The sequence below is a fragment of the Cobetia sp. cqz5-12 genome (assembly GCF_016495405.1).
Lineage (GTDB): Bacteria > Pseudomonadota > Gammaproteobacteria > Pseudomonadales > Halomonadaceae > Cobetia.
On sequence record NZ_CP044522.1, the window covers coordinates 247,345 to 273,236 of the forward strand.

General features: G+C 64.4%; 23 protein-coding genes. 13 read left to right on the forward strand and 10 right to left on the reverse strand.

Features of this window, described 5'->3' with window-relative positions:
• The first annotated feature begins 48 nt into the window (after positions 1-48).
• Together F8A90_RS01155 and F8A90_RS01160 are read left to right on the forward strand one after the other, a co-directional pair.
• A complete protein-coding gene (locus F8A90_RS01155; protein WP_200018509.1) occupies positions 49-756 on the forward strand; it encodes an ABC transporter permease in 708 nt (235 codons plus the stop codon).
• A 1-nt stretch (position 757) separates the two neighbouring features.
• A complete protein-coding gene (locus tag F8A90_RS01160; RefSeq protein WP_200018512.1) occupies positions 758-1,507 on the forward strand; it encodes an ABC transporter permease in 750 nt (249 codons plus the stop codon).
• Between the two features lie 85 nt (positions 1,508-1,592).
• Here the strand turns inward: F8A90_RS01160 and F8A90_RS01165 are convergent, their stop codons facing one another.
• Positions 1,593-2,267 carry a TetR/AcrR family transcriptional regulator gene (locus tag F8A90_RS01165; protein WP_200018514.1) on the reverse strand — a complete coding sequence of 225 codons (675 nt, stop codon included), beginning with the start codon at positions 2,265-2,267 and terminating at the stop codon, positions 1,593-1,595.
• 245 nt (positions 2,268-2,512) lie between these two features.
• Here F8A90_RS01165 and F8A90_RS01170 point away from each other — a divergent pair, with 245 nt between their 5' ends.
• Complete coding sequence (locus F8A90_RS01170; RefSeq protein ID WP_233593391.1) at positions 2,513-3,685, forward strand: HlyD family secretion protein; 1,173 nt, start codon at positions 2,513-2,515, stop codon at positions 3,683-3,685.
• A 2-nt stretch (positions 3,686-3,687) separates the two neighbouring features.
• Positions 3,688-5,262 (forward strand): DHA2 family efflux MFS transporter permease subunit, encoded by a 1,575-nt coding sequence (locus tag F8A90_RS01175; RefSeq protein ID WP_200018521.1) that lies wholly within the window; start codon positions 3,688-3,690, stop codon positions 5,260-5,262.
• A 93-nt stretch (positions 5,263-5,355) separates the two neighbouring features.
• Here the strand turns inward: F8A90_RS01175 and F8A90_RS01180 are convergent, their stop codons facing one another.
• The 4 genes from F8A90_RS01180 to F8A90_RS01195 all read right to left on the reverse strand — a co-directional run bounded on the left by F8A90_RS01180 (position 5,356) and on the right by F8A90_RS01195 (position 8,950).
• On the reverse strand, positions 5,356-6,843 hold the full coding sequence (locus F8A90_RS01180) for a 4Fe-4S binding protein (protein WP_200018522.1): 1,488 nt from the start codon (positions 6,841-6,843) through the stop codon (positions 5,356-5,358).
• Positions 6,844-6,884: 41 nt separating this feature from the next.
• On the reverse strand, positions 6,885-7,745 hold the full coding sequence (locus tag F8A90_RS01185; RefSeq protein WP_200018523.1) for an FTR1 family iron permease: 861 nt from the start codon (positions 7,743-7,745) through the stop codon (positions 6,885-6,887).
• 77 nt (positions 7,746-7,822) lie between these two features.
• Positions 7,823-8,212, reverse strand: coding sequence for a cupredoxin domain-containing protein (locus tag F8A90_RS01190; protein WP_166019645.1), 390 nt, complete (start codon positions 8,210-8,212; stop codon positions 7,823-7,825).
• A gap of 177 nt (positions 8,213-8,389) precedes the next feature.
• Positions 8,390-8,950 (reverse strand): iron transporter, encoded by a 561-nt coding sequence (locus F8A90_RS01195; RefSeq protein WP_166019646.1) that lies wholly within the window; start codon positions 8,948-8,950, stop codon positions 8,390-8,392.
• Between the two features lie 303 nt (positions 8,951-9,253).
• Between F8A90_RS01195 and F8A90_RS01200 the strand changes: the two genes are divergently transcribed.
• Both F8A90_RS01200 and F8A90_RS01205 read left to right on the forward strand, forming a co-directional pair.
• Positions 9,254-11,584: a tRNA(Met) cytidine acetyltransferase TmcA gene (locus F8A90_RS01200; protein ID WP_233593392.1), complete on the forward strand. Its 2,331-nt coding sequence runs from the start codon at positions 9,254-9,256 to the stop codon at positions 11,582-11,584.
• 330 nt (positions 11,585-11,914) lie between these two features.
• A complete protein-coding gene (locus F8A90_RS01205; RefSeq protein ID WP_200018524.1) occupies positions 11,915-13,381 on the forward strand; it encodes an aminoacyl-histidine dipeptidase in 1,467 nt (488 codons plus the stop codon).
• A gap of 133 nt (positions 13,382-13,514) precedes the next feature.
• Here the strand turns inward: F8A90_RS01205 and F8A90_RS01210 are convergent, their stop codons facing one another.
• Both F8A90_RS01210 and F8A90_RS01215 read right to left on the reverse strand, forming a co-directional pair.
• Positions 13,515-13,952, reverse strand: a complete 438-nt coding sequence (locus F8A90_RS01210) for a hypothetical protein (RefSeq protein WP_200018525.1) — start codon at positions 13,950-13,952, stop codon at positions 13,515-13,517.
• Positions 13,953-14,342: 390 nt separating this feature from the next.
• Positions 14,343-14,930 carry a type 1 glutamine amidotransferase domain-containing protein gene (locus F8A90_RS01215; protein ID WP_200018526.1) on the reverse strand — a complete coding sequence of 196 codons (588 nt, stop codon included), beginning with the start codon at positions 14,928-14,930 and terminating at the stop codon, positions 14,343-14,345.
• A gap of 213 nt (positions 14,931-15,143) precedes the next feature.
• Here F8A90_RS01215 and rmuC point away from each other — a divergent pair, with 213 nt between their 5' ends.
• From rmuC to F8A90_RS01240, 5 genes are all read left to right on the forward strand, one after another.
• The gene (gene rmuC, locus F8A90_RS01220) at positions 15,144-16,973 is read left to right on the forward strand and encodes a DNA recombination protein RmuC (RefSeq protein WP_233593393.1); all 1,830 of its coding nucleotides are present in this window, start codon (positions 15,144-15,146) and stop codon (positions 16,971-16,973) included.
• Positions 16,974-17,314: 341 nt separating this feature from the next.
• Positions 17,315-17,611 (forward strand): BufA1 family periplasmic bufferin-type metallophore, encoded by a 297-nt coding sequence (locus F8A90_RS01225; RefSeq protein WP_200018527.1) that lies wholly within the window; start codon positions 17,315-17,317, stop codon positions 17,609-17,611.
• Positions 17,612-17,720: 109 nt separating this feature from the next.
• Positions 17,721-18,647 carry an MNIO family bufferin maturase gene (gene bufB / locus F8A90_RS01230; protein ID WP_200018529.1) on the forward strand — a complete coding sequence of 309 codons (927 nt, stop codon included), beginning with the start codon at positions 17,721-17,723 and terminating at the stop codon, positions 18,645-18,647.
• Positions 18,644-19,450 carry an HvfC/BufC N-terminal domain-containing protein gene (locus F8A90_RS01235; protein WP_200018531.1) on the forward strand — a complete coding sequence of 269 codons (807 nt, stop codon included), beginning with the start codon at positions 18,644-18,646 and terminating at the stop codon, positions 19,448-19,450. The genes bufB and F8A90_RS01235 overlap by 4 nt, the downstream gene beginning before the upstream one ends.
• A gap of 93 nt (positions 19,451-19,543) precedes the next feature.
• Positions 19,544-20,017, forward strand: coding sequence for a DoxX family protein (locus F8A90_RS01240; protein ID WP_200018533.1), 474 nt, complete (start codon positions 19,544-19,546; stop codon positions 20,015-20,017).
• Positions 20,018-20,140: 123 nt separating this feature from the next.
• On the opposite strand, the gene F8A90_RS01245 is transcribed toward F8A90_RS01240, so the two are convergent.
• From F8A90_RS01245 to F8A90_RS01255, 3 genes are all read right to left on the reverse strand, one after another.
• The gene (locus F8A90_RS01245) at positions 20,141-21,253 is read right to left on the reverse strand and encodes an App1 family protein (protein ID WP_200018534.1); all 1,113 of its coding nucleotides are present in this window, start codon (positions 21,251-21,253) and stop codon (positions 20,141-20,143) included.
• A gap of 202 nt (positions 21,254-21,455) precedes the next feature.
• Positions 21,456-21,935, reverse strand: coding sequence for a Dps family protein (locus F8A90_RS01250; RefSeq protein ID WP_166019656.1), 480 nt, complete (start codon positions 21,933-21,935; stop codon positions 21,456-21,458).
• Between the two features lie 364 nt (positions 21,936-22,299).
• Positions 22,300-24,297, reverse strand: coding sequence for a BCCT family transporter (locus F8A90_RS01255; protein WP_166019657.1), 1,998 nt, complete (start codon positions 24,295-24,297; stop codon positions 22,300-22,302).
• A 412-nt stretch (positions 24,298-24,709) separates the two neighbouring features.
• Here F8A90_RS01255 and F8A90_RS01260 point away from each other — a divergent pair, with 412 nt between their 5' ends.
• Both F8A90_RS01260 and F8A90_RS01265 read left to right on the forward strand, forming a co-directional pair.
• A complete protein-coding gene (locus F8A90_RS01260) occupies positions 24,710-25,333 on the forward strand; it encodes a hypothetical protein (RefSeq protein ID WP_200018535.1) in 624 nt (207 codons plus the stop codon).
• Positions 25,333-25,770: a hypothetical protein gene (locus F8A90_RS01265; protein ID WP_200018536.1), complete on the forward strand. Its 438-nt coding sequence runs from the start codon at positions 25,333-25,335 to the stop codon at positions 25,768-25,770. Before F8A90_RS01260 ends, F8A90_RS01265 begins: the two co-directional genes overlap by 1 nt.
• Positions 25,771-25,892: the final 122 nt, after the last annotated feature.

Here is a 25,892-nt window from a genome sequence, read left to right on the forward strand (position 1 = left end):
TGATCGTGGGCTCAGGCCCCGTTACCTGACCCGACAAGGCCCATGACCATGACCTTTTTTCCTGAAGAAGGGCTCGCCGACTGGGCGAGCCCGATCCTGTCCGGTGCCGTCACCACTCTGCAGATCGCCTTTGCCGCCTATGCCATCGGGCTGGTGGGGGCGGCGGCCAGGCTCAGCCCCTGGGCGCCGCTGCGCGCGCTGGCCACCAGCTATTCCACCGCTGTTCGCGCCGTACCGGAGCTGTTGTTGATCATCCTGCTGTACTACGGCGGCTCCCAGGCGCTCACGGCGCTCATGAACGCGCTGGGTGTCGAAGGCCAGATCGAGATCAGCGGCTTCGTCACTGCCGTCGGTGTGCTGGCCTTCGTGCAGGGTGCCTACATGACCGAGGTCTTCCGCGGCGCCATCCTGGCCATTCCCAAGGGCCAGCTGGAAGCGGCCGATGCCTATGGCTTCTCGCCCATGGCACGTTTCCGCTACATCACGCTGCCAGGCATGCTGCCCAACGCGCTGCCAGGCATGTCGAATCTGTGGCTGATCCTGATCAAGGACACCGCCCTGATCAGCGTCATCGGCTTCAGCGAGCTGTTCTTCACCGTGCAACAGGCGGCTGCCAGTACCCGTGCCTACTTCCTGTTCTACAGCGTGGCCGGTCTGCTCTATCTGCTGATGACCTTGACCTCAAGCGCCGCCTTCAGCCGGCTGGAGCGCTACGTGCGCCGCGGCGAACCCGATATTTCAGCCCAGGAGGCGTGACATGGATTTCAGCTGGTTATCAGATCCCTATTATCAGGAATCGCTGTGGGAGGGGCTGGTCAACACCCTGTATCTGCTGGTCGTGTCGGCGGTACTCGGCTTCACGCTGGCCGTCGGCATGGCGCTGGCGCGCATCAAGGGGCCCAGGCCATTGGCCTGGCTGGCCAGTGGCGTGTCCATCGTGATGCGTGGCACCCCCTTGCTGGTGCAACTGTTCTTCTTCTATTACGGCATCGGCCGCCTGCTGGAAGGGATACCCGGCATTCGCGAAAGCATGTTCTGGGGCGTTCTGCGTGACCCCTTCTTCTACGCCACTTTGACCTTCACCCTGTCGGTAGGCGCCTATACCGGCGAAGTCCTGCGAGGAGCGCTTCTCAGCGTGCCGCCGGGCGAGCGTGAAGCCGGCCGTGCCTTCGGCATGGGGCCGTTCCAGGTCTTCACGCGTCTGTGGCTGCCGCGTGCCATCCAGCTGTGTCTGCCGACCCTGACCGGCGAGATCATCCTGCTGCTCAAGTCCGTGCCGCTGGTCTCGACGATCGCCATGATGGACCTGCTGCAGGTCGCCAACATCATTCGTGACGAGAACTTCCTCACCTATGAGCCGCTGCTGTTCATCGGTGCCGTCTACCTGCTGCTGACCATCCTGCTGACCCTGTGCCTGCGCCAGGTGGAGCTCAACTTCCCGGGTGTCCGTGCCCAGGCACGCAGTGGTGGACTGCTCTCGCGTCTGCGTCAGCCAAGGCCCGCCTGAGACCACTCACCTGGCGGGCATCGCTGATCTCCTGCCAAGTACCCCTCGCACAGGCTATTCACGTCTTTGCGTCATGGGGCGGTGATCAAGCCCCGAAACCCGCGATGAAGACGCGCACGCAGCGCCTGACATGGGGGCGGAGTTGTTCGGAACTTGCGGTGTCGGGTGGGCAGCCGAGCAGGGCGTCGACATGCAGCGGGTTGAGCAGCATGCCGGTAAGCAGGTTGGCTGCGGCCAGTGGTTCCTGGCCGAGGCCGGTGGACGGCAGGTGGCCCTGGGCGACCTGACGCGACAGATAGCCTGCCAGGCGCTGTCGGGTCAGCTTGGGGCCGTTGTCGAGGAACAGCTTGCCGAGCTCTGGATTGCGGCCGCTCTCGAAGGCGAGGCCACGGAACAGGCGGATCAGTTCGGGTGCGAGGGCCAGCGCCAGCATCGCCATGCCGAAGTCTTCCAGCGCTTCCTCGACGCTGCGTGCCTCGTTGGCTTCGTGGTCCATCACCGACCACACCGTCTGCGCTTCCTGCTGCATCACGGCCAGAAACAGGCCGTCCTTGTTGCCGAAATTACGATACAGCGTTGCCAGCGATCCGCCGGCCTGACGGGCGATCTCATTGATGCTGGTCGCGGCAAAGCCATGTTCGAGGAAATGTTCGCGCGCGACTTCCAGCTGGCGTTTACGGCGTGCCTCCCCGCGCGGTGAGGCGCGAGTCGCGGTGCTTCCCGAGTCAGGGCCGGTCTCTGATGAGGGTGAATCAGTCATGTGAGTGTCCTGTCTGTGATTCGGAAAACCGCCTGAAACAGGCAAGGTTGCGATATTGCGAACGAGAGACGCTGTCTGCCGAAACTGTTGGGGTTGCCTCAATGAAGTGTAGTATTCATTACACTTTGTGGCGATGCAAGATGACAGCCGCGGCCCGAGCGCTCGCAAGTGCCGTGGCCGCCTCATCCGCAGCGTCAGACAGATTACACGCCTGTCATCGACAGGCAGCAAGAGAGAGTCGCCGAATGAACAAGGCAGGCAAGGGTGTCGTGGCACTCATCGTGGTGGCGGGCGTGATCGCTGGCGGAGTGATGGGGGCCGAATGGTGGCAGGTCGGGCGCTTCATGCAGGAAACCGACAACGCCTATGTGCGTACCGACAGCGTCGCGGTGCGCTCCGAGATCACCGCGCGGGTGACGCGCATGCTGGTGCATGACAACCAGCCGGTGAAGAAGGGGCAGTTGCTGGTGCAGCTGGATGACGAGGATGCCAGGGCCAATCTGGACCAGGCCAGTGCCGCGCTGGACAACGCGCGTACCGGGGAAGTCCAGGCCGAGCGTCAGCTGGACCTGCAAGACGCGAAGATCGACGAGGCCAAGGCCGCGCTGGCCTCGGCCAAGGCTGAACGCGATCAGGCGGCGCTGCATCTCAAGCGCTCCAGAAGTCTGGAGAGCCGCAGCTACGCCTCGCGTCAGTCCTATGAGGATGATCAGGTCACCCTGCGCACCGCCGAGGCCAAGGTGGCGCAGCAGAACGCGGCACTGGCGTCCGCGCGTCAGCAGCTGGAGGTCTACAAGGCGCAGCTGGAGTCGGCGCGTGCCCAGGTGGTGTCAGCGGCGGCGGATCTTGCCTACGCGCGCCACCAGTTGGAGAAGACCTCGATCTACGCGCCTCAGGACGGCGTGGTCGGCAATCGCAGTGTCGAGGTGGGCACCATGGCCAGCGCGTCGCTGACCCTGATGCAGCTGGTGCCGGTGAAAAGTGCCTATGTGGTGGCCAACTACAAGGAAACCCAGACCGAGCGCATGCGCGTCGGCCAGCCGGTCAGTCTCGAGGTGGATGCCTACCCGGACATCGAGTTTGAGGGTGTGGTGGACAGCCTGGCGCCGGCGACTGGTACCGAGTTCAGCCTGCTGCCGACCGACAACGCCACCGGCAACTTCAACAAGATCGTCCAGCGTGTGCCGGTGCGCATTCGCCTGACCGGCCCTGAGGATGCGTTGCCGCGTCTGCGCGCTGGCCTGTCGGTCATCCCCAGCGTTGATACGCGTGAACTGCCGGACACCGGCACCTATGCCGTCGATGCCCTCTCCAGGGAGGCCATCTCTGACGGTGTCATCGCCGACCACGTCATCGCCAACCACGTCATCGCGCCCGTTGCCGCACAGGTCGCTGGCGCTGATCGCGGAGCGCAGTAAGCATGGCCGAAGCAACGCAGGCACCAGCGGGCACCGCCAGTGACATGCCGACGCGCCGCCAGCAGATCGGCTTCGTGGCCGCGGTGTTCGGCATGTTCATGGCGATTCTGGATATCCAGATCGTGTCCAGCTCGCTCAATGAGCTGCAGGCGGGCCTGGCCGCCAGCCAGGACCAGATCTCCTGGGTGCAGACCAGCTATCTGATCGCCGAGATCGTGATGATTCCGCTGTCCGGCATGCTGGCGCGCATCTTCTCGACGCGGCTGGTGCTGACCGTCTCGGCGCTTGGCTTCACGCTGGCGAGTCTGGGCTGTGCGCTCTCGACCTCGCTGGAAGCCCTGATCGTGCTGCGTGCGGTCCAGGGCTTCATGGGCGGGGCGATGATTCCGCTGACCCAGGCGGCCAGTTTCTCGATCTTCCCGCGCCGCATGATGGGCAGCATCCAGGCAGTCATCGGCCTGGTGGCAACCATGGCGCCCTCCATCGGGCCCTCCGTCGGCGGCTACATCACCGAATACATGAGCTGGCATTGGCTGTTTCTGGTCAATCTGGTGCCGGGCATCATCGTGGCGGCGCTGGTGTGGCGCAATCTGGAGATCGACAGCGGCGACCGCGGCCTGCTCAGCCGTCTGGATACGCCGGGACTGGTGCTGATGGCGGTCTTTCTCGGCAGCCTCGAATTCGTGCTCGAGGAGGGGCCCGGCGATGACTGGTTCGCCAGTTCGCTTATCCTGTTCTGGAGTGTGGTATGTGCCATCGCGGCGGTCGGCTTCTTCTGGCGCGTGCTGACAACCCCGAATCCCATCGTCGACCTGCGGGTGTTCAAGAACCGCAACTTCGCGCTGGGGGCGATCATCGGCTTCTGGATCGGCGTGGTGCTCTACGGGCTGGTCTATCTGGTGCCGCTGTTTCTCGGCTCGATTTCCGGCTTCTCCAGCGTGCAGATCGGGCAGGTGATGTTCGTCAGCGGCGTGGTGATGTTCCTGATGGCGCCGGTGGCGGGCAAGCTTTCCGACCGCATCGACCTGCGCCTGATGCTGTGCATCGGCCTGGTGCTGACCGGTCTCGGCACCGGCATGAACGTGCACCTGACCTCGGCCTCGGGCTTCGATGACTTCTTCTGGCCGCAGGTGATCCGCGGCGCGGGCCAGATCATGGTGCTGCTGTCGGTCTCCCGTCTGGCGATGGGGCGTCTGGCGTCCCACGAGATAGGCAATGGCAGTGGCCTGTTCAACGTGATGCGCAACCTGGGCGGCGCGGTGGGGCTGGCGCTGATCGATACCATCCGCGAGATGCGTGAGGACTATCACTGGAATCAGATGATCGGGGCCATCGACCAGAGCCGTCAGGTGGTGATCGACCAGCTGGCTAGCTATCAGTCGACCTTCGCGGGGCTGGCTGATCCGTGGCAGGCCGGCGTGCAGATGATCGCCCAGCGCATCAGTATCCAGGCCGAGGTGCTGGCCTTCGACAATATCTTCCTGTGGCTGGGCGCGGTCTATGTGGTGGGCAGTGTCGTGGTGATCGCCTTCCGTCGGCCGGAGAGCGAGGGCAGTAACGAAGGCGGGGCTCACTAGCGTGGCGTCCCGTGGCGTCACAGCCGCACCGACCAACGACAAGACCCGCCTTGATGGCGGGTCTTGTCGTTTCTGCATGCGGGTGACAGCGTCTCACCAGCCCCAGAACATCAGGTACCAGATGCCCAGCGCGGGCAGGCAGGCCAGCGCGACACTCGCGGTGCCGATCAGCCGTGCGGCGTTGCGCTGCTCGCTACTGTGCTGCTCGCCACTGTGCTGCTCGCCAGTAATGCGCCAGGCCAGCCGCAGGCCCCATAGGCAGGCCAGCGCCAGCAGGGTGGCGCGCAGATCATTGGCCCAGGTGAGGTTGATGCCGTCACCACGCAGCAGCGTCATGGTGGTGGCGGAGAGGCCGAGGAACACGCCCAGCCCGCCCAGCGGAATCAGGCTCAGCGAGAGGTGCCACAGGCGTGACAGCGTCGCCTTGCCACCCATCAGCCAGTTGCCCAGCAGCAGCGGCAGACTGGTGAGCGCGCCCAGCAGACCGCCACCGACCACGATCCACAGCGTGATCAGGCTGCCATCGAGCAGATTGAAGACATCGTTGTGCTCGGGATAGTTGGTCAGGATCCAGGTCGGCAGGGTGGTGGTCAGCGGCCACATCAGATCGTGCTCGATCAGCCAGACCGCCAGCTGCTGCTTGAGGGCGACGAACCACGGGCTGGCGCTCCAGCTGAAGGCGCCGATGGCGATGCCGAGCAGGCCGAACACCAGCACCGAGTAGTGGGTAAAGCGCACCGGCTGCGGCGGCTCGACCAGCTCCACGCCCGGCGCACGCCACTCCAGCTGCATCGCGTCCTTGTAGCCGCTGCAGCGTCCGCAGACATGGCAGTCACCGGCACTGTCGAGCTGCTTGAGCGGAATCAGCGGTGCGCAGTCAGGGGCGTGCATGCGTACGGCGTTGCCCTGACGGACAGCCTGATTGTGGGCGTTCCAGCGCGCCTGGTCGGTACGGAAGTGGGTCGGTGACAGGCGCGCCAGCAGATTGAATACGCCATTCACCGGACACAGCTGACGGCACCAGACGCGGGTGCCCTTGCCGTAGATCAGTCCGACCACGATCGCGGCCACCGTCGAGCCGCCCAGTACCACCAGTGCGCCCAGCGGGTACTGATAGACGCTGGCCAGCTGGCCATAGAGCGTGGTGCCGAGGAAGGCCACGAAGGGCCAGCCGCCCCAGCGCATCCAGCCGGGAATCGGTCGACCGAGGCCGATGCGGCTGGCGGCTTCGGTCAGGGTGCCTTCGGGACAGAAGACACCACACCACACGCGGCCCATCAGCACCATGCTGATCAGCACGAAGGGCCACCACAGCCCCCAGAACACGAACTCGGCGAACACCGTCAGGTTGGTGAGGATATGCGCCTGGTAATCCGGCAGCGGCAACAGGGCCGGTACCACCAGCAGAAAGGCATAGATACCGACCACCAGCCATTGCACCAGCTGGATCAGGCCACGCCGCTGCTGCATTGCCTGACCGAAGCGCGCGATGCGCGTGGCCTGACGGCCAGGCGAGGTGCCGCCATCACTGGCGATGAGGTTGGCGATGTCGCCGTGGGGGCTGGAACCGCAATTGGCCATGGCTGTCGTCTCTCCTGGCTGGCAGATCGCGTGAACAGGACTCAGCTGCGCGCGCGGGCAGTGAGCTGGCGGCGCTGGTCCACGCGCTCTATCTTGCGCTGACGCTTCATGAGGCTTGCGACGATGACCCAGTAGCCGAGATAGCCGACCACCATTGTCGTGGCAGGCCAGGCGCGATAGCCGGCGAAGGTCGCCAGCAGTCCGCCGAGGCCGCTGCCATCATCGAGCAGCCAGCTGGAATCCCAGAGCGGGTCGAGGCCTGCCGGCAGATAGCCGAGGCCGATCAGCTGTTCGAGACCCGACATCAACAGTGACGCCGCCAGCAACAACAAAAGGATTTCGGTCACGCGGAAGAACAGCTTCCACGAGAACAGGCGTGAACCGAGCTGCAGCGCCATGAAGGTCGCCACCGCGAGGGCGAAGCCGAGGCCCGCAGCGAGCGAGAAGCTGGCGATGCCGCCGGATTGCAGGCTGGCGGCGCCCATGCCGTAGAGGAAGACGACGGTTTCCGCGCCTTCACGCGCCACGGCGATGGCGACCAGTGTCGCCACACCCCAGTAGCTGCCGGAGGAGACGGCGCTGGCCAGGCCGCTCTCCAGCTCTGCCTTGAGCGTGCGGCCCTTGGTGCGCATCCACAGCACCATCTGGGTGATCAACAGGCAGGCGGTCAGCACCAGTACGGCCTGGAAGACCTCCTGCGCGGTACCGGTCAGCCAGGTGTTGGCACCCATCAGCGCCGCCCCCATCAGGCCGGCCAGCACCAGGCCGGCGACGACCCCGCCCCACAGGTAGCGCAGGCCCGCGCGGGTGCCGGACTGCACCAGCCAGGCGTGCATGATGCCGATGACGAGAATGGCTTCGACGCTTTCACGCCAGACGATAAACAGGATCTGATCAAACATGCGGACTCTCTTCTACTGACGTTCGGTGCGCGCCATCGATGACGAAAAAGGCGTCTTTGGCACAGGTTGTGCCGAGCTTATTCGGCGACGACCTTGCCACGCGCATCCGGCAGGTGGAAATCATCGAAGAAGTCATAGCTTCCCGCGCGCAGCGGATGAATGACGACGAACGACTTCACGCCCGGCGCCAGCACCTTCTCCTTGCGCAGGGAGTTGCTCTCGAATTCGGCCGGCGTATTGCCCGCGTTATGCAACTGGATGACGAATTTCTCGCCCGCCTTCACCTCAAGGACCTCAGGGATGAGCTTGCCGTTGTCGAGGGTCAGGTCGTAGGACGGCATGTCGCTGGCGGCCGCCGGCCGAGGCAGCAGGGCCACGAGCAACAGGGCGAGCGCGGGCAGCAGGGCGCTTGCTCGATGGGGCAGGCGAGAGGGCAAGAGGGAGGGCAAGTGAGAGGTCAGGCGCATGGGACACTCCGGACGATGAGGAAAAGCGCACACTGACACCAGCACAAGGCGCTGGTGGTAGAGCGACCAATGGCCGCGAGTGCAGGTCAGCACAGGCGGCCATCGAAGGAGCAAGCGGCAATGGCCGCCTCACGGGATGCAGATATTCAGGGTCATGCAGCAAGGGCAGAGCGGCGCTCAGTAGCCGCCTTTCTTGCCGACACCGGCATAGACGAAGTCGTAGTCGGTGGTGATGGTCTGCGGCCACTCGGCGACGCCGGTTTCCTTGTCGATATGACGCGGCATGTCCGGATGCTGGATCTCGAAGGTCAGGTGGTACTTGCCCGGGCCATCCAGCTTGACGTTCTTGCCGTAGTGGGTGCCGTCATTGGCGATCATCGGTACCAGCTCGCCTTCGATCGGCGCCTCGCCACCCTGCTTGGTCAGGGTGTAGTGAATGCCGAGATAGGGGATCCAGTCGCCCGGCGCGAAGCCGTTGTCGTTTTCCATCAGCGCGTGGATATCGGCTTCCAGGTGGATATCGGCCTGATTGGCAGGCAGCTTGCCGGCCGGAGCCATCACCACCGGCTGCAGGTAGACCGCAGCGATTTCCATGCCGCCTTCCTTGACCGGCGTGCCGATCGGGTATTCCAGTGCCGAGGCCTGGCCCGCCACGAACGTTGCCGCCAGGCTCAGGGCGAGCAGGGAAGGCTTGAGCGCGCGGGGCAGAGCAGTGGTGAAGGAGTGACGCTGTGGCATCGGGGGGACTCGCAATGATGGGAAGTGGAGCTTCATTATCCCGATAAGCCTAAATATAACCATTCTCATCCCTGCGCCGCTTGCGTTGCTCATCTTGCAACGGGATGTTGTATAAGCATGAGCTTCTTCTCAAGTAAGCACGAGCGTCTTCTCAAGTAACAGGGGGGAGAGTGACTGACCTGGCGGGGGCGCCGAGCAGATCACGGTTTTCTTGCAACTGCCTCGCGACTGGCTCACGAATTTCTCGCGCCATCTGGTCGGGTCATCTGGTCTGGCGCGCTGCCATGCGGCATGCTGCGCGACATGATGACTCCTCCTACAGATTCCCCTTCTCGCATTGACCTGCCCGGCCTTGAGGCGTGGTGTCGAGCGCTGCATCAACATCTGCTCGCGCGGCATCAGCGTGCCTGTCTGTGGATCAGTGGCGATGACCCCTCTGGCGCCGCGCAGGCGATCTGTGAGCGTTGGCCGGCGCATGAGCCTGCCCCGTTGTGGCTGGGGACAGGCGAAGCCTTGTCGACACCGGGCGCGACGCCCATACGTGCGTTGGCGATGGCCAAGGCCGCCACCCAGCTGGGGGGTGAGCAGGCACTGGTCATCTTCGATGCGGCGCAGCCGGCGTCTGGCTTCGACCCGGATGCCTTCGGCGCCGTGGCCGGTACCCTGCAGGCGGGTGGCCTGCTGGTACTGATGACGCCTGCCGCCTGGGCCGCGGCAGACCCTGCGCCAGTACCGGATGGCGATCACGCGCGTCTGGCCCATTGGCCCTTCGAGCGGGAACAGCTGACGGCGCGCTATCTGGCGCGGCTGGCACGTCGACTGACGTCGCATGCCAGTGTGCTGCACTGGCCGCAGGGCGGACACTTGCCGGCGCCGTCGCTGGATAGCGGCAATCAGGCGGCGCGATCAGACGCCATCGCCGACAGCGACTGCCTGACGCAGGACCAGACCGCCAGCGTGGCTGCGCTGGAGGCATTGGCGCCTGCGCGGCCTGTGGTGATCAGTGCCGATCGCGGGCGTGGCAAGAGTGGCGCGCTGGGCATCGCGGCGGCGCGCTGTCTGGCGGCGGGGGAGGATGTCTGGCTGACGGCGCCACGCCCTGCGGCGGTCAGCGCGATCTTCGAACGCCTGGCGGCCCTGCTGCCCCGGGGGCAGCGCGAGGGCAATGTCTTTCGCTTGCCGGCTGGGCAGGCGGAGGACGGCACGGCTTTTGGCAGCGAACTGCGCTTTCTGGCGCCGGATGCCATCGAGGCGGCTCGCCTCGCCTGTCGCGATGCGACGCTGCCGCGGCTGTTCGTCGATGAAGCCGCCGCCATTCCCACGCCATTGTTGAAAGGTTATCTGACGCATTTTCCGCGCATCGCCTTCGCCACCACCGTGCATGGCTACGAAGGCACCGGGCGCGGCTTCCAGCTGCGGTTTCGTCATCATCTCGAGCGCCAGTGTCCCGGCTGGCAGGCGCTGGAGATGACGACGCCCGTGCGCTGGGCGCCCGGCGACCCGCTGGAAGCATTGACCGATGACCTGCTGCTGCTCTCGGCGCAGCCGCCTGAGCTGCCTGAGCCATGCGCGAAGAATGCTCAGCAGTGGTTGGAGGGCTGCGACATTGTCGTACTGGAGCGTGATGCATTGGCGCGTGACGAGGCGGCGTTGCGGCAGTTGTTCGGCCTGCTGGTGCAGGCGCATTACCGCACTACACCGGCGGACCTGCGCCAGCTGCTCGATACACCGGGGCTCACGTTGATGGCGATTCGTCAGCATGATGCCACGACTGGGCGTGATGCCTGGCTGGGGGTGGTGGCCGCCGTCGAGGAGGGCGGCTTCCCGACGTCCCTGGCGCATGACATCTGGTGCGGCAAGCGGCGTCCGCGCGGGCACCTGCTGGCACAGTCGCTGGCGGCGCATGCAGGCCATCAGGGCGCCGCCGAGGCCCGCTGGTGGCGGGTGCTGCGCATCGCGGTGCATCCCGCGCTGTGGCGGCGTGGTCAGGGCGCGCGCTTGCTTCAGGCGCTCGAGCAGCAGGCGCTGGCGGCAGGCGTCACGCGACTCGGCACCAGCTTCGGGGCCGAGGCCGATCTGGTCGCCTTCTGGCTGGCGCAGGGCTTCGTGCCACTGCGCATGGGTCTCAAACGCGATGCCGCCAGTGGCGAGCACGCGGTGATGATGGGCAAGGCCATCGGCGAGAGCGGGAGTGGTCAATCAGCGCCGCGCGGGCAGTTTGCGCAGGATGCCTTGCTCGGTGCACTGCAGCAGGACTTCCAGCGCCTGCTGCCCAGCCTGCTCAAGCATGAGCTGCACGGCTTGCCGCCCGTCTTGGCCGACAGGCTGCGGCAGCGAGGATGTGAGGCTGGCCTGGCCACGCTGACGCCAGCCGCATGCGCGCAGCGACTGGACTGGTATCGCCGTGGTGGCGGGGGACTGGCGCTGGTACGGCCGTGGCTCGAGACAGCACTCGAGGCCTGTGAGCCTTCACGACTCGATGAGGCGTCACGTCACGGGCTGGTGCTGGTGCTAGGCGGACAGGATGCGCCTGCCTTCATCAGCTGGGCCGAGGGGCAGGGCCTCGTGGGCCGCAAGGCGCGCGATCGCTGGTGCCGTGCGGCCGCTGGGCGCCTGATCGAACAGAGCGAATGACAAGGCCGTCTGACATGAGCATCAGACAAGAGCAGAGCGGCCGGTCGCGGCTCAGAGGCCCGGAATTCCGATCGGGCCGGGCATGTCAGGAATCGGCGAGCAGCCACTCAGCATCAGCAGGCCGGCAGTGGCGGAGATGGCGGTCAGCAGCAGTAGTCGATGAGACATAAGGGCTCCGATGAAGGTGGGGAATGGCATGCATCTGTCAGCAGGGTCGTGATTGTCATCCTTGCATATTCGAAGTCGCTGATCGATAGGTGTCGACAACCACTAGCCACGCCCGTCTGCTGTTCCGTATGCTCGATGGTGACAAGAACAGGAATCTTCGCCATGAATGAGCATATCGATACGTTGGACCCCGCCATCCTCTGGCGTCATTTCCGCACTCTGTGCAATATCCCGCGCCCGTCCGGGCATGAAGCCGCGCTGGTGGCCTATCTGATCGACTGGGCCGAAGCGCGTGGTCTCGCGCATGATCGTGACGCTTTCGGCAACCTGCGCCTGCGCAAGCCCGCCACGCCCGGCCACGAGAGCGCACCGGGCATTGTGCTGCAGGGCCATCTCGACATGGTCGCCCAGGCGGCCAGCGACAGTGATCACGACTTCACCCGTGATTCCCTCGACACCTATTTGGAAGACGGCTGGCTCAAGGCGCGCGGCACCACTCTGGGGGCCGACAACGGTCTCGGCGTCGCGGCGGCGCTGGCGGTACTCGAAGACGATAGCCTCGTGCACGGCCCGCTGGAAGCGCTGTTCACCCTCGAGGAGGAAACCTCGATGGGCGGCGCGCTGAATCTGGCCGAGAACTGGCTGGAAGGGCGCTACCTGCTCAATCTGGATTCGGAAGACCGCGGGCAGGTCTATATCGGCTGTGCCGGTGGCGCGGACATCAATGTCGCCCACGAGTTTGCCACCTCTTCTCTGAAGGATGCCGAAGCGGAGCTGGAGCTGACCATCGGTGGCCTGGTCGGCGGCCATTCCGGGCTCGATATCCATCGTGGGCGCGGCAATGCCAATCGCCTGATGTCACGTGCGCTGGTTGCGCTGGCCGAGTTCAAGCCGCGTCTGGTCAGCTGGTCTGGCGGTACACTGCGCAATGCCTTGCCGCGTGAGGCCACGGTCGGTGTGGTGATCTATGACGAGCGCGTCGCCGCCGCACGCCAGCGCCTCGAGGACTTCGAAGCCCAGATTCGCGACGAGCTGCGCGAGACGGACCCGGATGTCTCGCTCAGCGTGACCCGTGGCAATGCCGAGAATGCGCTGTCCGTGGAGGACACCCAGCGGCTGGTCGCGGTGCTGGATGCCGCGCCCTACGGAGTCGAGCGCATGAGCGCGGCGGTGGAAGGCGTGGTGGAAACCTCCAACAACCTCGGGGTGGTGCAGCTGCGCGAGGGGCGTTTCCATCTCTGTGCGCTGGTGCGTTCGCTGCGCGATGATGCCGTGACCATGATGGAGCAACGCATCCGTGGGCTCTTTGCGCTGATCGGCGCGACCACCGTGGCCGAGAATGCCTATCCGGGCTGGCAGCCGGCGCCGGATGCGCAGCTGCTGGCGCGCTTCTGCAGCCTGCACGAGCGCGTCACTGGTCGCGCGCCGGAGATCAAGGTCATCCATGCCGGGCTCGAGTGCGGCATTCTGGGGGCCAAGTATCCCCAGCTCGAGATGATCTCCTTCGGGCCGTTGATTCGCGGCGCCCACTCGCCCAGCGAGCGGGTCGAGGTCGAGTCGGTCGGTGAATTCTGGCAGGTGCTCAAGGGACTGATCACGGAACTCGCCGAGCCTGCCAAGGCCGCTTGAGCAACGCTCAGGCAGGACTCGTCACGCAGACGAACGACGCCCCCGCAGGTCAGCCTGCGGGGGCGTCGTCATGTCTGGGTGTCGTCATCTCTGGGCATCAGGCGCTGGCCTGGCCTGATGAAAGTTCGAGGCTTCAGTTGATATTGATGCGGATCGCCGGGATGCCGATGCTCACGCCGTCATGGTAGCGGCGGATGCCATGCCGACCGGAGTCATGGTTCTGGTAGTAGTAGGGGCGGTAGCGGTCGTGTTCATGGCGGCCATGCTGATAGACGCGGCGCTTGGGGGCATGGCGGCGGATATCTTGACGAAAGTGCTGACGAGAATGCTGGCGCGAGTGATGGCGCTCCACGCGCGGCTCGTCGAACATCCTGAGATGGCGGCGCTTGATCGCCTCGTGGCGACTCTGCGGCGTGCTGTGACGCTCGCTGTGCTGGCCCTGCGCGCGATGGCGATCATCTGCGGCGACCAGCGTCGGCGTGGCGAGCATCAGCGTCAGTCCCAGCAGCAGGGAGCCCAACAGGGAAGGCAACGGAGAGTGAAGGGCTGTGGTCAAGGTCGAGATATGCATGGGGCGGTCTCCCGTATGGTCGGTCAGTCACCCAAGAGGATCCTTGTCGTCAGAATATCGTGTCGCGGCGCCTTTTACGAAAGGCGTTCGCTAATGTCCCCATGAGTCGCTTGGCGTGCTGTTGTGAAGCCGAGTTGTCCAGTTTGCGTTGCCCATGGCGTAAGTGGTTGCTCGCAATGAGGTTATCCGGCGCACGACTGCAGAGTGGTTCACGATCCTCGGGCGTGAGGGATACAGCCAGTGCTGCGAGGACACTTCACTTCTGCCGCCGAGGCACCGGATTGCGCCCTTTGGGCAACGAAAACGCCCCTGCCGAAGTGGCAGGGGCGTCTGTCTGTTCAAGCTTCAGAGCTTGCGGCCCTCTAGCTTGCGGCTCTCTGGCTTGCGGCCTCAGGCGTGCTGATGCTGGTGCTTGCCTTCGGCCAGCTCCTCGAGCAGCTTGGCATTGAACGCATCAAGGTCTGCTGGCTTGCGGCTGGTGACCAGCGCGCTGTCACACACCACTTCACTGTCCTGCCACTCGGCACCGGCGTTCTTCAGGTCCCGTGCGATGGAGGGGAAGGAGGTCATCTGACGACCTTCGACGACGCCGGCATCGATCAGGATCCACGGCGCGTGACAGATGGCGGCCACAGGCTTGTGAGCCTGGAAGAAACTGCGCACGAAGTTCAGTGCGGTCTCGTCTTGGCGCAGGGTGTCCGGATTGAACAGGCCACCCGGTAGCACCAGGCCGTGATAGTCGTGTTCGCTGGCATCGTTGAGCGGGGTGTCGACATGATACTTCTCGCCCCAATCGGTTTCGGCCCAGGCGCGAATGCCGTCTTTCTCCGGCGAGACGATATGTACCTCGACGCCCGCCTCCTGCAGTGCGGCGCGCGGCACCGCGAGCTCGGATTCCTCGAAGCCATGGGTCGCGAGAATGGCCACGCGCTTACCTTGCAGTTGTTGACGTGTCTGCTGATCGGTCTGCTGTGTCATGCAAATCTCCTTTCCGTGCTTCGGCTCTTGCGAGCGTGCTGGGCAGAGAAGGGAAAGTTCTGCTCTCGGCGTGCGTCACTCACTGAGGTGAGCGCCCCACGTTGATGCAGGGAGTTCCCGTCCTTTCGTGCCCTGACACTCAAGACATGGATGCGCGATACTGACTTTCAAGGGGTGACCCCCACTGCGTTTTCACAGGCCATGGAGTGCCCGATGCCGCTGCTTTCTGAATCTTCCGCCGTGATGTGGTTGCTGGTCGGCGTGCTGTTGATGCTGTCGTTGATCCTGGGGCTGGGCTGGCGGCGAGCCCGCGAGCAGTTTCACGCTCTCGAAGAGAGCAGTGACGAAACTCGGCAGACGTTGCAGCAGATGCTTGAAGAGGCGCGGGATCTACAGCAACAGGCCGAGCAGCGGACGGCCTTGATCGAACAACGTGGCGCACTGGATGGGCAGCAGGCGGAGCAGCAGCAACGCTATCTGAGCCAGTCGCTGGAGGAGGCGCGCCAGGCGCGCGATGCGCTGACGGAGCAGCTCGCCACGCTGCGCGAATCGCTGCAGGGGCGCCTGGATGAACAGTCACGCGCCCTGAGTGAGCAGCAGACGCTGGCGCGCAGCCTGACCCGCCAGCAGGAAGTGCTGGAGGCGCAGCTGCTGGAGCGCGAGGAGCGTCTCGAGACACTGAGCGAGCGCTACGCCGAGCTGCGCGAGACACATGCCTCGCTGGTGACGCGCCAGCGTCAGGAGGCCAGCCATCACGAGCAGCAGCTGGCATTGCTCAACGAGTCGCGCGAGCGCCTGAGTCAGGAATTCGAGCAGCTGGCGGGCAAGGTGTTCGAGGAGCGCCAGCAGCGCTTCACCGCCGCCAGTGGCGCCCAGCTCGAGCAGTTGCTCAAGCCGTTTCGTGAGCAGGTCGGCGACTTCCGTCAGCGCCTCGAGCAGCTGCATGGCGAGGAGGTGCGTGAGCGCACCAGCCTCAAGAGTCAGCTCGACCAGCTGGCGGGCCTCAACCGCCAGATCACCGAGGAGGCGGCCAATCTGTCGCGGGCGCTCAAGGGCGACAGCAAGATGCAGGGCAACTGGGGCGAGATGATTCTGGAGACCGTGCTGGAGCGCTCCGGTCTGCGTGATGGCATCGAGTTCAAGCGCGAGGTGTCGTTCACCGGCGAGGGCGGACGCCAGCGTCCGGATGCCATCGTCTACCTGCCCGACAACAAGCATCTGATCATCGATGCCAAGGTTTCACTGACCGCCTACACCGAGTACGTCAACGCCGAGGATGACGTGACGCGAGCCCGCGCGCTGCGTGCGCATCTGACCTCGGTGCGTGGCCATGTCACCGGGCTTGCGCGGCGCAACTATCCCGCCATCGAGGGGCTGGGCTCGCCGGATTTCGTGTTCCTTTTCCTGCCGATGGAGCCGGCCTTCGCGCTGGCTTTCGAACACGATGACAGCCTGTTCCAGGACGCCTTCACCCAGGGCGTGGTGATGGTGACGCCGACCACCTTGCTGGCCAGTCTGCGCACCGTGGCGAGTCTGTGGAGTCTGGAACGCCAGAACGACAATGCGCGCGTGATCGGGGAGCGCGCCGGGGCGCTGCTCGACAAGTTCCGCGGCCTCGCCGAATCCCTCGAGGAGCTGGGTACTCAGCTGGGGCGCACGCGCGAGGCGCATGATACCGCCATGAAGCGGCTGGCCAGCGGGCGCGGCAACCTGATCAGCCGTGCCGAGGAGCTGCTGGAACTCGGCGCGCGCATGAAGAAGCCATTGCCGGAATCACTGGTGCGCCAGTCGCGCGACACCCTGCATCAGCCCGAGCAGGCGCTGGATCAGCCGCCGACATCCGCGCCGTCGGTGCTTGATCGCCAGGCCACATCCGAGCGGCCTGCCGGTGAAGAAGCGGCGGCCAGTGAAGGCCAGGATGGCATCGGAGCGCCGGACGCCGAGACGCCGGACGCCGAGGCGCTGGATACCGAGGCAGGGCAGGCGCCTGCGTCGCTCTCGCGCTGGGAGCTCATGGAGCGCAAGTGGCAGGGCGATAGCTGATCGCCCTCATCGCCTGCAGCATTGCAGGCAGTCGTTGCGTCTGACGTTGCGACAGACGTTCAGACAGCAGATGACAGTCAACGCCAGCGGTCCCTGCATGGGGTCGCTGGCGTTTTCATGGCGAGGTCAACGCAAGCGCGGGGTATCGTTCCCACTTCTGGTGAGGGGAATGAGGGTTGCGCGATATGGTCGAGATGCCGGTGAGTCAGGATTTTTCGATTTTTTCTGCATCCATCTTTCCAGGCTCCCCGTAAGTTGGATTGAGCCCGCAGCGCAGGGGCGAAAGTGATAGATAAATAACGTTTGGCTCATTAAAGAGCATTTTCTCAGGAGATATGCCCATGTCTACCAAGACGAACACGTCCGCCAAGACCGCTTTTGCCCTGGCCTCCGCATTCGGAACCGCTGTCGCTCTGTCTACCGCTGTCGTCTCGCTTCCGGCTCACGCGGCGGGCATGGAAAAGTGTTACGGCGTGTCGCTGGCCGGTGAGAATGACTGCGCCGCTGGTCCGGGCACTTCGTGTGCCGGAACCTCGACCGTCGATTATCAGGGCAATGCCTGGAAGCTGGTTCCGGAAGGCACCTGCACCTCCATCGAGACGCCGAATGGCACCGGCAGCCTGGAAGAGATCAAGTAAGCATCACGTGTCGGGGCTGGCTCGGACTTTCCCGGGCATCCCCCGAACTTGACGTCCGGTGGCCTGTCGCCACGCCGCCACCGGACGTTCGCCGCCTCGAGAGGTTTTCATGCACCAGCCATCCCCTTCCCCCGGCAGTCCGGATTTCGGTACGGCCTATTCCTCGCTCGACGAGATGGCCGTCGGCATCAGTCTCAAGGCGCAGCATGTGCGTGAGCTGATGTCGTCGCGACCGGCGCTGGGGTTTCTCGAGATTCATGCCGAGAACTACATGGGCGCCGGCGGGGCACCCCATGCTCGGCTTGATGCGCTGCAGGAGTATCCGCTCTCGATTCATGGTGTCGGCCTGTCGCTGGCATCGGAGCGCCCGCTGGATGCCACGCATCTGGCGCGCCTCAGAACGCTCTGCGAGCGTCACCCGCCCACCAGCGTGTCAGAACATCTGGCCTGGGCCGGCCATAGCGGCCACTTCTACAACGACCTGCTGCCGGTACCGCTGACGGACGCGATGCTGGCACGGGTCAGCGATAACCTGATGCAGTTGCAGGACACCCTGGGCCGTCAGGTATTGATCGAGAATCCCGCCCACTATCTGCGTTTCGATGCACGCGAGCTGGGAGCGGAACTGATTCCCGAGACCCATTTCCTCACTCGCCTGGTCGAGCGTAGTGGCTGTGGGCTGCTGATCGACGTCAACAATGTCTTCGTCTCGGCGCACAACATCGGGATCGATCCCGCGGCCTGGCTGGAGTCCATTCCGGCTCACGCCGTCGGGGAGGTCCATCTGGCGGGGCATGGTGAGGACACGCGTGAAGGCCTGTTGATCGACAATCATGGTGCGCCGGTCTGCGATGAGGTCTGGGCACTGTATGCCGACTTCATCAATCGCATCGGGCCGCGCCCGACGCTGATTGAGTGGGATACCCAGGTGCCGGCGCTGGAGGTATTGCTGGGACAGACCGCGCGCGCGCAGACCTTGCTGCACAGCACGCGGGCGCAGCAACTGGCACGCTCCGGCGAGGAGGGCGACCGATGAGCTCTCTCGAGCGGCACGCCAGCGCTGGGCACCAGCCCGACTGGCAGGGCGCCTTCATCGAGGCGCTCACCCAGCCCGACGCTGCGCTGCCCGGTATCGAGGCAGGCCATCAGCAGCGCCTCGATGTCTATCGCAACAATGTCTGGGCCAGCTTGATCAGTGCGCTGGAAGAGGCCTATCCGGTGACCCGTCAGGTGGTAGGTGAGCGCTTCTTTGCGGCCCTGGCCCATGATCATTCCCGTCATCATCTGCCGCGATCACCGCTGATGATGGAGTATGGGGCTGGCCTTGCCGAAACCCTGCACGCGACCCTGACCACGCTGGTCGAGACGCGTCAGGTGTTGGCTGCTCAGCTACCGTTCTATGCGGTGGACCTGGCACGCTTCGAGGCCGCTCGTCTGGTGGCCTATCACGCGGCGGACGCCGAAGCCCTGGTGCCGACCCGGCTGGCGGGTTTGCCGCCCGAGGCGGTGATGGAGCTCAGGTTCTCGGCGCACCCCGCGGCATGCCTGCTGCACCTGGAGCATGCGGTGCTCGAGATCTGGCAGCGCCATCAGCATGCAGGCGCGACGCTTGAGGGGCTGGATATCGCGCGGCCCCAGCGGGTGTTGATCACGCGCCCGGCGCTGGATGTGCAGGTCACGGTGCTGTGCGAGGCCGCTGCCTGTCTGCTTGAGCTGCTGCTGGCGGGGCAGACGCTGGCGGACGCGGCAGCGCGGCTCGCAGACGCACATCCTGAACAGGAGCTGGGGCCGCTGCTGGCCCCCCTGCTGGCAAGTGGTGTCTTTCGCGCGCCGACCTGATCGTGATCGATGGTTTCTTGCTCTGCTCTATCCTGCTCGCTTCTTTTCTGCTCGACCCTTCGCGCCCTGGCGCACCCTTGAGGAGGCCTCATCATGAGCCTTGAATCATCAACGACGCCTGCGGTTCGCTCCGGTGTGGCGGGGCAGGTCCTGAAAGTGTTCGTCTGGCTGGAAAATCTGCGCATGGATGCGGTGCTGATCCTGATGCGCATCGTGATGGGCGCCGTGTTCTTCATGTCGGCGCAGACCAAGGTCGACGGCTTCTCGATCAAGGACAGCACCTTCTTCCTGTTTGAACACGAATACGCCTTGCCACTGGTCTCACCGATACTGGCCGCGTGGCTGGCGACCATCGCCGAGCACCTCTTCCCGCTGATGCTGTGGCTGGGGCTGGGGACGCGCTTCGCGGCGCTGGGGCTGGCCCTCATGACACTGACCATCCAGTTGTTCGTCTATCCCCACGCCTGGGTGACCCACGGCCTGTGGCTGTCCAGCCTGCTGGTGCTGGTACTGCAAGGCCCGGGGCGTCTGTCGCTTGATCAGCTGATTCGCTCACGCATCGCCTGAAGTCGTCATCTGATGGTGGCGGCCGGTGAGAGAGGTGTGAGTCGTACACAACGCAAGACGGAGACCCCGGGGTCTCCGTCTTGCGTTGTAGTGTCGCTATCTATCCGCTGGCTATCGAGGCGCTCAGGCCGGCTCGTCGGCGAGTTGATGCTCGATCTCGGCACGCACCATCTCGACACTGGCGGCATCGATGTAGCCGTTGGCATGCGCGTGGTGCGCCATGTCGAGGCTATCGGTGCTCAACAGCATCACGCAGCCGAGAGCGGCCAGCTCCTCGCCGAGCCGGTCCAGTTCGGCCTTGCGCGAGTCCGAATCGCCTATCTGGCGAATGTAGATCGCGCAGATGCGGCCGGGATAGCGGCGTACGACCTCGGCGTAGACTTCCGGGTCATGCTGGCCGCTGTCGCCGATGAGCAGGAACTGCATCTCGTCATACAGGCCGAGCATCTTCTCGATCAGCGCCTGCTTGTGGTCTTCGGAGCGTCTGGGCAGCGGGCGTTGCAGCGTCAGGCCCCACTCGCGCAGGAACAGGATCGGCCCGACCGGAATGCGGTTGTGCTGGAAGAAGACCTCCAGCATCTCGTAGATGCTCCATGGGCCACGCGACACATAGAGCAGCGGGCGCTGCTGCTGGCCGTCATCTCCCTCATGCAGTGCCTGATAGAGCGCGGCCACGCCGGGAAAGGCGGTGCGGCGCTCGGCGGACTCGATGAACAGGCGATAAAGCATCTTGAGCTTGTTGGCGACACCGGTGTACATCACGGTGTCGTCGATATCGCTGATCACCCCGAGGCGCGTGCTGATGGGCGGCAGATAGACCTGTGCCTCGCCCTCCACCAGGGGCTGCTTCGGCGGACACGCGGTGATGCGGGCGGTATGCCACTGGCCCTGATGCTCCAGCGGCTCGACCAACGGCAGATGCACGCTGAAGTAGCCATCGCGGTCGGTGATGGCGGTGGTGCGATTGTCTCCCAGCGCGACCTCTACCTCGACGCCGCTCTTGCCCCAGCGCAGCATGCGGCGACCGACATCCATCAGGTCGCGTCCGGCACCGGGAGCCAGCTGGCTACGTGAGCCGGGCTGGCGGAAGATGCGCCCCATCAGAAAGGCTTCGCTGTGCGAGCCATAGCCACGGTAGGCGTGAATGACGTAGCCATCCTTGCCCTGGGCGTGGCGCATGGGCTTGGCAGCCACATGCAGCAGCTTGCGTAGCAGACGTGTCAGCGGCAGTGACATGCAACCCTCCTGGTCGGTATTTGGCGGGCCTTCATGGCCACATGACAACGCCGCCTTTCGAGTCCCGCGTGTGCAGGGTCGAAAGGCGGCGTTCACACTGCGCGAATGCCTCGCGGCCCAGTGTCAGTCAAGTACAGCGTCAGGCAGGAGCCGCATCAGAGATCCGCGCTGTCATGCCTTGGCACTGCACTGGCTTGAGCGCTTACTCGCCCAGGTAGGCGGACAGCATCCACACGGTCTTTTCCTGCTCGCGGATGTAGTCACCGACCAGTGAGGCGGTACCTTCATCATCGGCGTCAGACGCGACGGACATGATTTCGCGCTGCAGTTCGATCAGGGACTTGTAACCGGTCAGCAGACCCTTGATGCAAGCCGTGCCGTCGCTGACGTGGGTGTCTTCCTTGATGGTGGCGACACGCGCGTAGTCACTGTAGGCGTGCAGCGGCTCGTGACCCAGGGTCAGGATACGCTCGGCGATCTCGTCGACCTTGGTCAGCAGGTCGGTGTAGGTTTCCTCGAACTTCACGTGCAGCTCGAAGAACTGGTTGCCCTTCACGTTCCAGTGGTAGCCACGGGCATTCATGTAGAAGGTCTGGTAGTTGGCCAGCAGGATGTTGAGGTGCTCGGCCAGCTGAGTGGCGCTGGCAGTGTGCAGGCCGATGGCATTGGTATCGTTGGACATGAAGACTCTCCTGAAAAATGTGAAGTGAACGGCATTGTGGGGAAAGTGGAGATGCAGGTGGCGAGCCGCGCTGCCAGTATGCCACCAGTGTAGAGGCTGGGCGGGATGCAGGGTAACGAATTCACTGTATCACCCTCATCGGCCACCCCTATCGTCGCCGGCGCACCACCCTCAAGCCGTAGATGAATGCCTGACAAGAGATGTGGTGCGCGCATGCGGTTTTCAAGGTCGCACACGGATATTGCAGCCAATGTCGTCGGCTTGGACATTCTGATTTCGGCCACATACGCAAAGGCCCCGCACGGGGCGGGGCCTTTGCGACAGCCATGTCATCAGCTGTCATCACTTCTGCAACGCTCAGGCGTCAGTTGCGCGCCATGTGCAGGAAGTGCATGTGCTTCTCGTACTGGTCCAGCACGTCGCCGATCACCTGCTCCTTGGTGTAACCCATGACGTCATAGGTCTGGCCACCCTCACGCAGGAAGACCTCGGCGCGGTATTGGCGTTCCACGTCGCTGGTGCCCTTGCGCTTGACGTTGCGCAGCGCGAAGGCCGGTGCTGCGTATTCACGCACCCGCACACCGTAGACGAAGTCGACTTCCTCGCCGTGGCTGACCTGCAGATAACTGCGGTCTTCCTCGTCATTGACGCGAGTATCCAGGCCCTGGGCCTCGAATTCCTTCGCGACATCCGCCAGTGCCGGCGTGACGGTGTTGATCAGGTACTGCTCGACGTTCTTCTGGCGCGGCGTCTCGACCAGGGTCTGGACGCGCTTCTGCCAGCTGCGTGCGCCGCCGGCAGTGTGGCCCGGCGTGTTGCTCAGGTGCTGCATGGAGCGTTGCTTGACGCCCTCGAGACGCAGTGCCTTGAGCAGGCCATAGCAGACGAACATCAGGATGATCGCGAACGGCAGGGCAGAGGCCAGCGAGGCGGTCTGCAGCGCGCCCAGGCCACCCGCCATCAGCAGCGCCACGGCGACGAAACCTTCGGAGAAGGCCCAGAAGACACGCTGCCAGACCGGAGATTCGTCACCTTCCTTGGAGGTCAGCATGTCGATGACCAGCGAGCCGGAATCCGAGGAGGTGACGAAGAAGGTCACCACCAGCACGGTGGCCAGCATGGAGGTGATGCTGCCGAACGGGAACAGCTCCAGGAACTTGAACAGTGCCACGGACGCATCGGCGGAGACCGCTTCCGCCAGGTTGCCTGCGGTATCGGTCAGCAGCATGTGCAGGGCGCTGTCGCCGAAGAAGGTCAGCCACAGGAAGGTGAAGCCCATCGGTACGAACAGCACGCCGTAGACGAATTCACGGATGGTGCGACCACGCGAGACACGCGCGATGAACATGCCCACGAACGGGGACCACGCGATCCACCAGCCCCAGTAGAACAGGGTCCAGCCACCCAGCCATTTGGACGGGCCATCTTCCGGGATGTAAGCGAACATGTTGAAGGTCTTGTCGACCACTTCGCTGAGGTAGCCACCGATGTTCTGGATCAGCGTCTGCAGCAGGAAGATGGTCGGACCCACGCACAGCACGAACAGCATCAGCGCCAGTGCCAGGCCAAGGTTCAGCTCGGAGAGACGACGGATGCCGCCATCCAGACCCATGACCACGGAGACGGTCGCCAGACAGGTGATGATGGCGATCAGGATGATCTGGGTGGTCAGATCGTTGTCGATATCGAACAGATAATGCAGACCGGAGCTGACCTGCAGCACGCCAAGACCCAGTGAGGTCGCGACCCCGAACATGGTGCCGAAGACGGCGAAGATATCCACGGCATGGCCGATCGGGCCATGGATGCGCTTGCCGATCAGCGGATACAGCGCGGAGCTGATGCGCAGCGGCAGGTTGTGGCGGAAGCTGAAGTAGGCCAGCGCCAGCGCCACGACGGCATAGACGCCCCAGGCGTGGATGCCCCAGTGGAAGAAAGTGGTCTTCATGGCCTCACGGGCGGCCTCGACGGTGCCGGCATCGCCGACCGGAGGCGCAGTGAAGTGGAAGACAGGCTCGGCAACGCCATAGAACATCAGGCCGATGCCCATGCCCGCGGAGAACAGCATCGCGAACCAGGAGCCGTAGCTGAAGTCCGGCTCGGAATGGTCTGGCCCCAGCTTGATGTCGCCATAGCGCGAGAAGGCGAGACCCAGCGTGAAGATCACGAACAGGCCCATGGCCAGCAGGTAGAACCAGCCGACGGTGTCGATGATCCAGGTCTGGACATGACCGAAGGCGGTCTGTGCGGTTTCCGGCATGGCGACCGTAAAGATCACGAACGCCAGAATCACGACGGCGGAGCCGAAGAAGACTGGCGGATTGATCTTGGCGACCGTGGGCTGGTCGGCATTTTCTGACATAAATTTCTCTCCCTGATTGCCTATTCGTCGATAATGGTAACTTATTGAACCTGTAGCGTCGTGAGTTGTCCGCGCGATATCGTTTCCATATGTAACCAGTGTTGCGCGCGCTGAGGGGCGATTTGCGCACCGAACGAGTGGTACCGGCAGTGCTGGCGTTGCGTGATCGTCGTGTGAAATGGCAATGCCAGTGCGGCCTTGTCATGCATTGTCGGGTGCTGGATACGGTAGGCGCTGGCATGGCTGGAGGCTAAGATGAGGTTTCCTGCATCCAGGGTATCCCGCTGTCTTGATACCATAATTATGCAGAAACCCTACAAGACTTATGTGTCAGTCTAGTGCCTCTGGCGTGTCTCATGGTGTGAAAATCATGATGTCGCGCCGGCTCAAGTGGCTGACCGGAGACGTTCGCATGCTCCATCGACTTTCCGAATTTCCCGCGCGGCCGGACCTGGCTGACACGTCAGCGCGCTCGCGACTGCCGCGCATGACATTGCTCGCAGTGGGGCTGGTGCTGCTGAGCGGTTGCTCGGCCCTGTCCGGCAAGGACCCGCTGGCCGCCAATGACAGCGCTGGCCTGCCCGAGGCCTGCATCTTCCCGCGTGAGGGCGATGCCAATCAGTGGTTGCGTGCTGCGGCGCAGGTCGTGGAGGCCCGTGGCTACAAGATCCGCGAGAGCGAGCAGGCGCTGGGCGTGGTGACGGGTGAGCGCAAGGTGGACCAGCCTGGCCTGGGCGCGATTGACGGGCCCTTCGGCTCGCGCATCGGCTTTTCGGTGGGCTACGGCGTCGCGGCGGGCAACGATTTCGGCGTGGGCGTCGGCAACGACACCTTCCGCGATGACCCGATCAGCTTCGAGCGCATCTCGCTGGTCGCGCCGGATGAGCGCGTGCGCGTGATCCGCGACGAGCAGGTCATCAACCAGGGTGGCTACGTCATCGATGCCCGCCCTCACAATGACAGCGACAGCTGCCGCCAGATCGAGCGTCAGCTGCAGGCCGTGCTGGCGGGTCGTGATCCACGGGAGGTTCGCTGATGAACATGCGCAAGGCATCTCCACGCTCGCTGTGGCAACGCCTGGGGCTCGCGACGCTGCTCGCCGGCCTGCTGGTGCTGGGGGGCTGCATAAATCAGCCGACCCATGCGCCGGATTCACGCACCGCGGTGATCGCCCCCAACAGCGGCACTCTGACCTCCCGGCAGGTCTTCGTCACCCTGCTGACGACCCTGGCGGAGCGTGGCTTCATCATCGAGCGCGCAGACCCGGACCTCGAACGCCTGGATGCCAGCTACGCTGCCCGGCCGCCGCTGGCACTGGAAGCCTGGGTGAGCGAGGTCAACGGCCAGATTCGTCTCAGCGTGACAGGTGACAGCAATGGTGCCGATATCGCGCCGGGTCGCCTCGACAACCTGCTGGTGGAAGTCGCCGTGGCCCTGGATGCGCGCACCGTGCCGGTGATCGGCGCGCCGTGACTGTCACCTGCATGGCAACTCCACGAGGCGGCCCTCAGCGTCGCCTCTCTGGCCTTGCCCGCCACTTCGCCGGCGGGCAGTACCGAAGCCCGGGCGAGCCCGCGCTAGCGCGGTGTGATAGC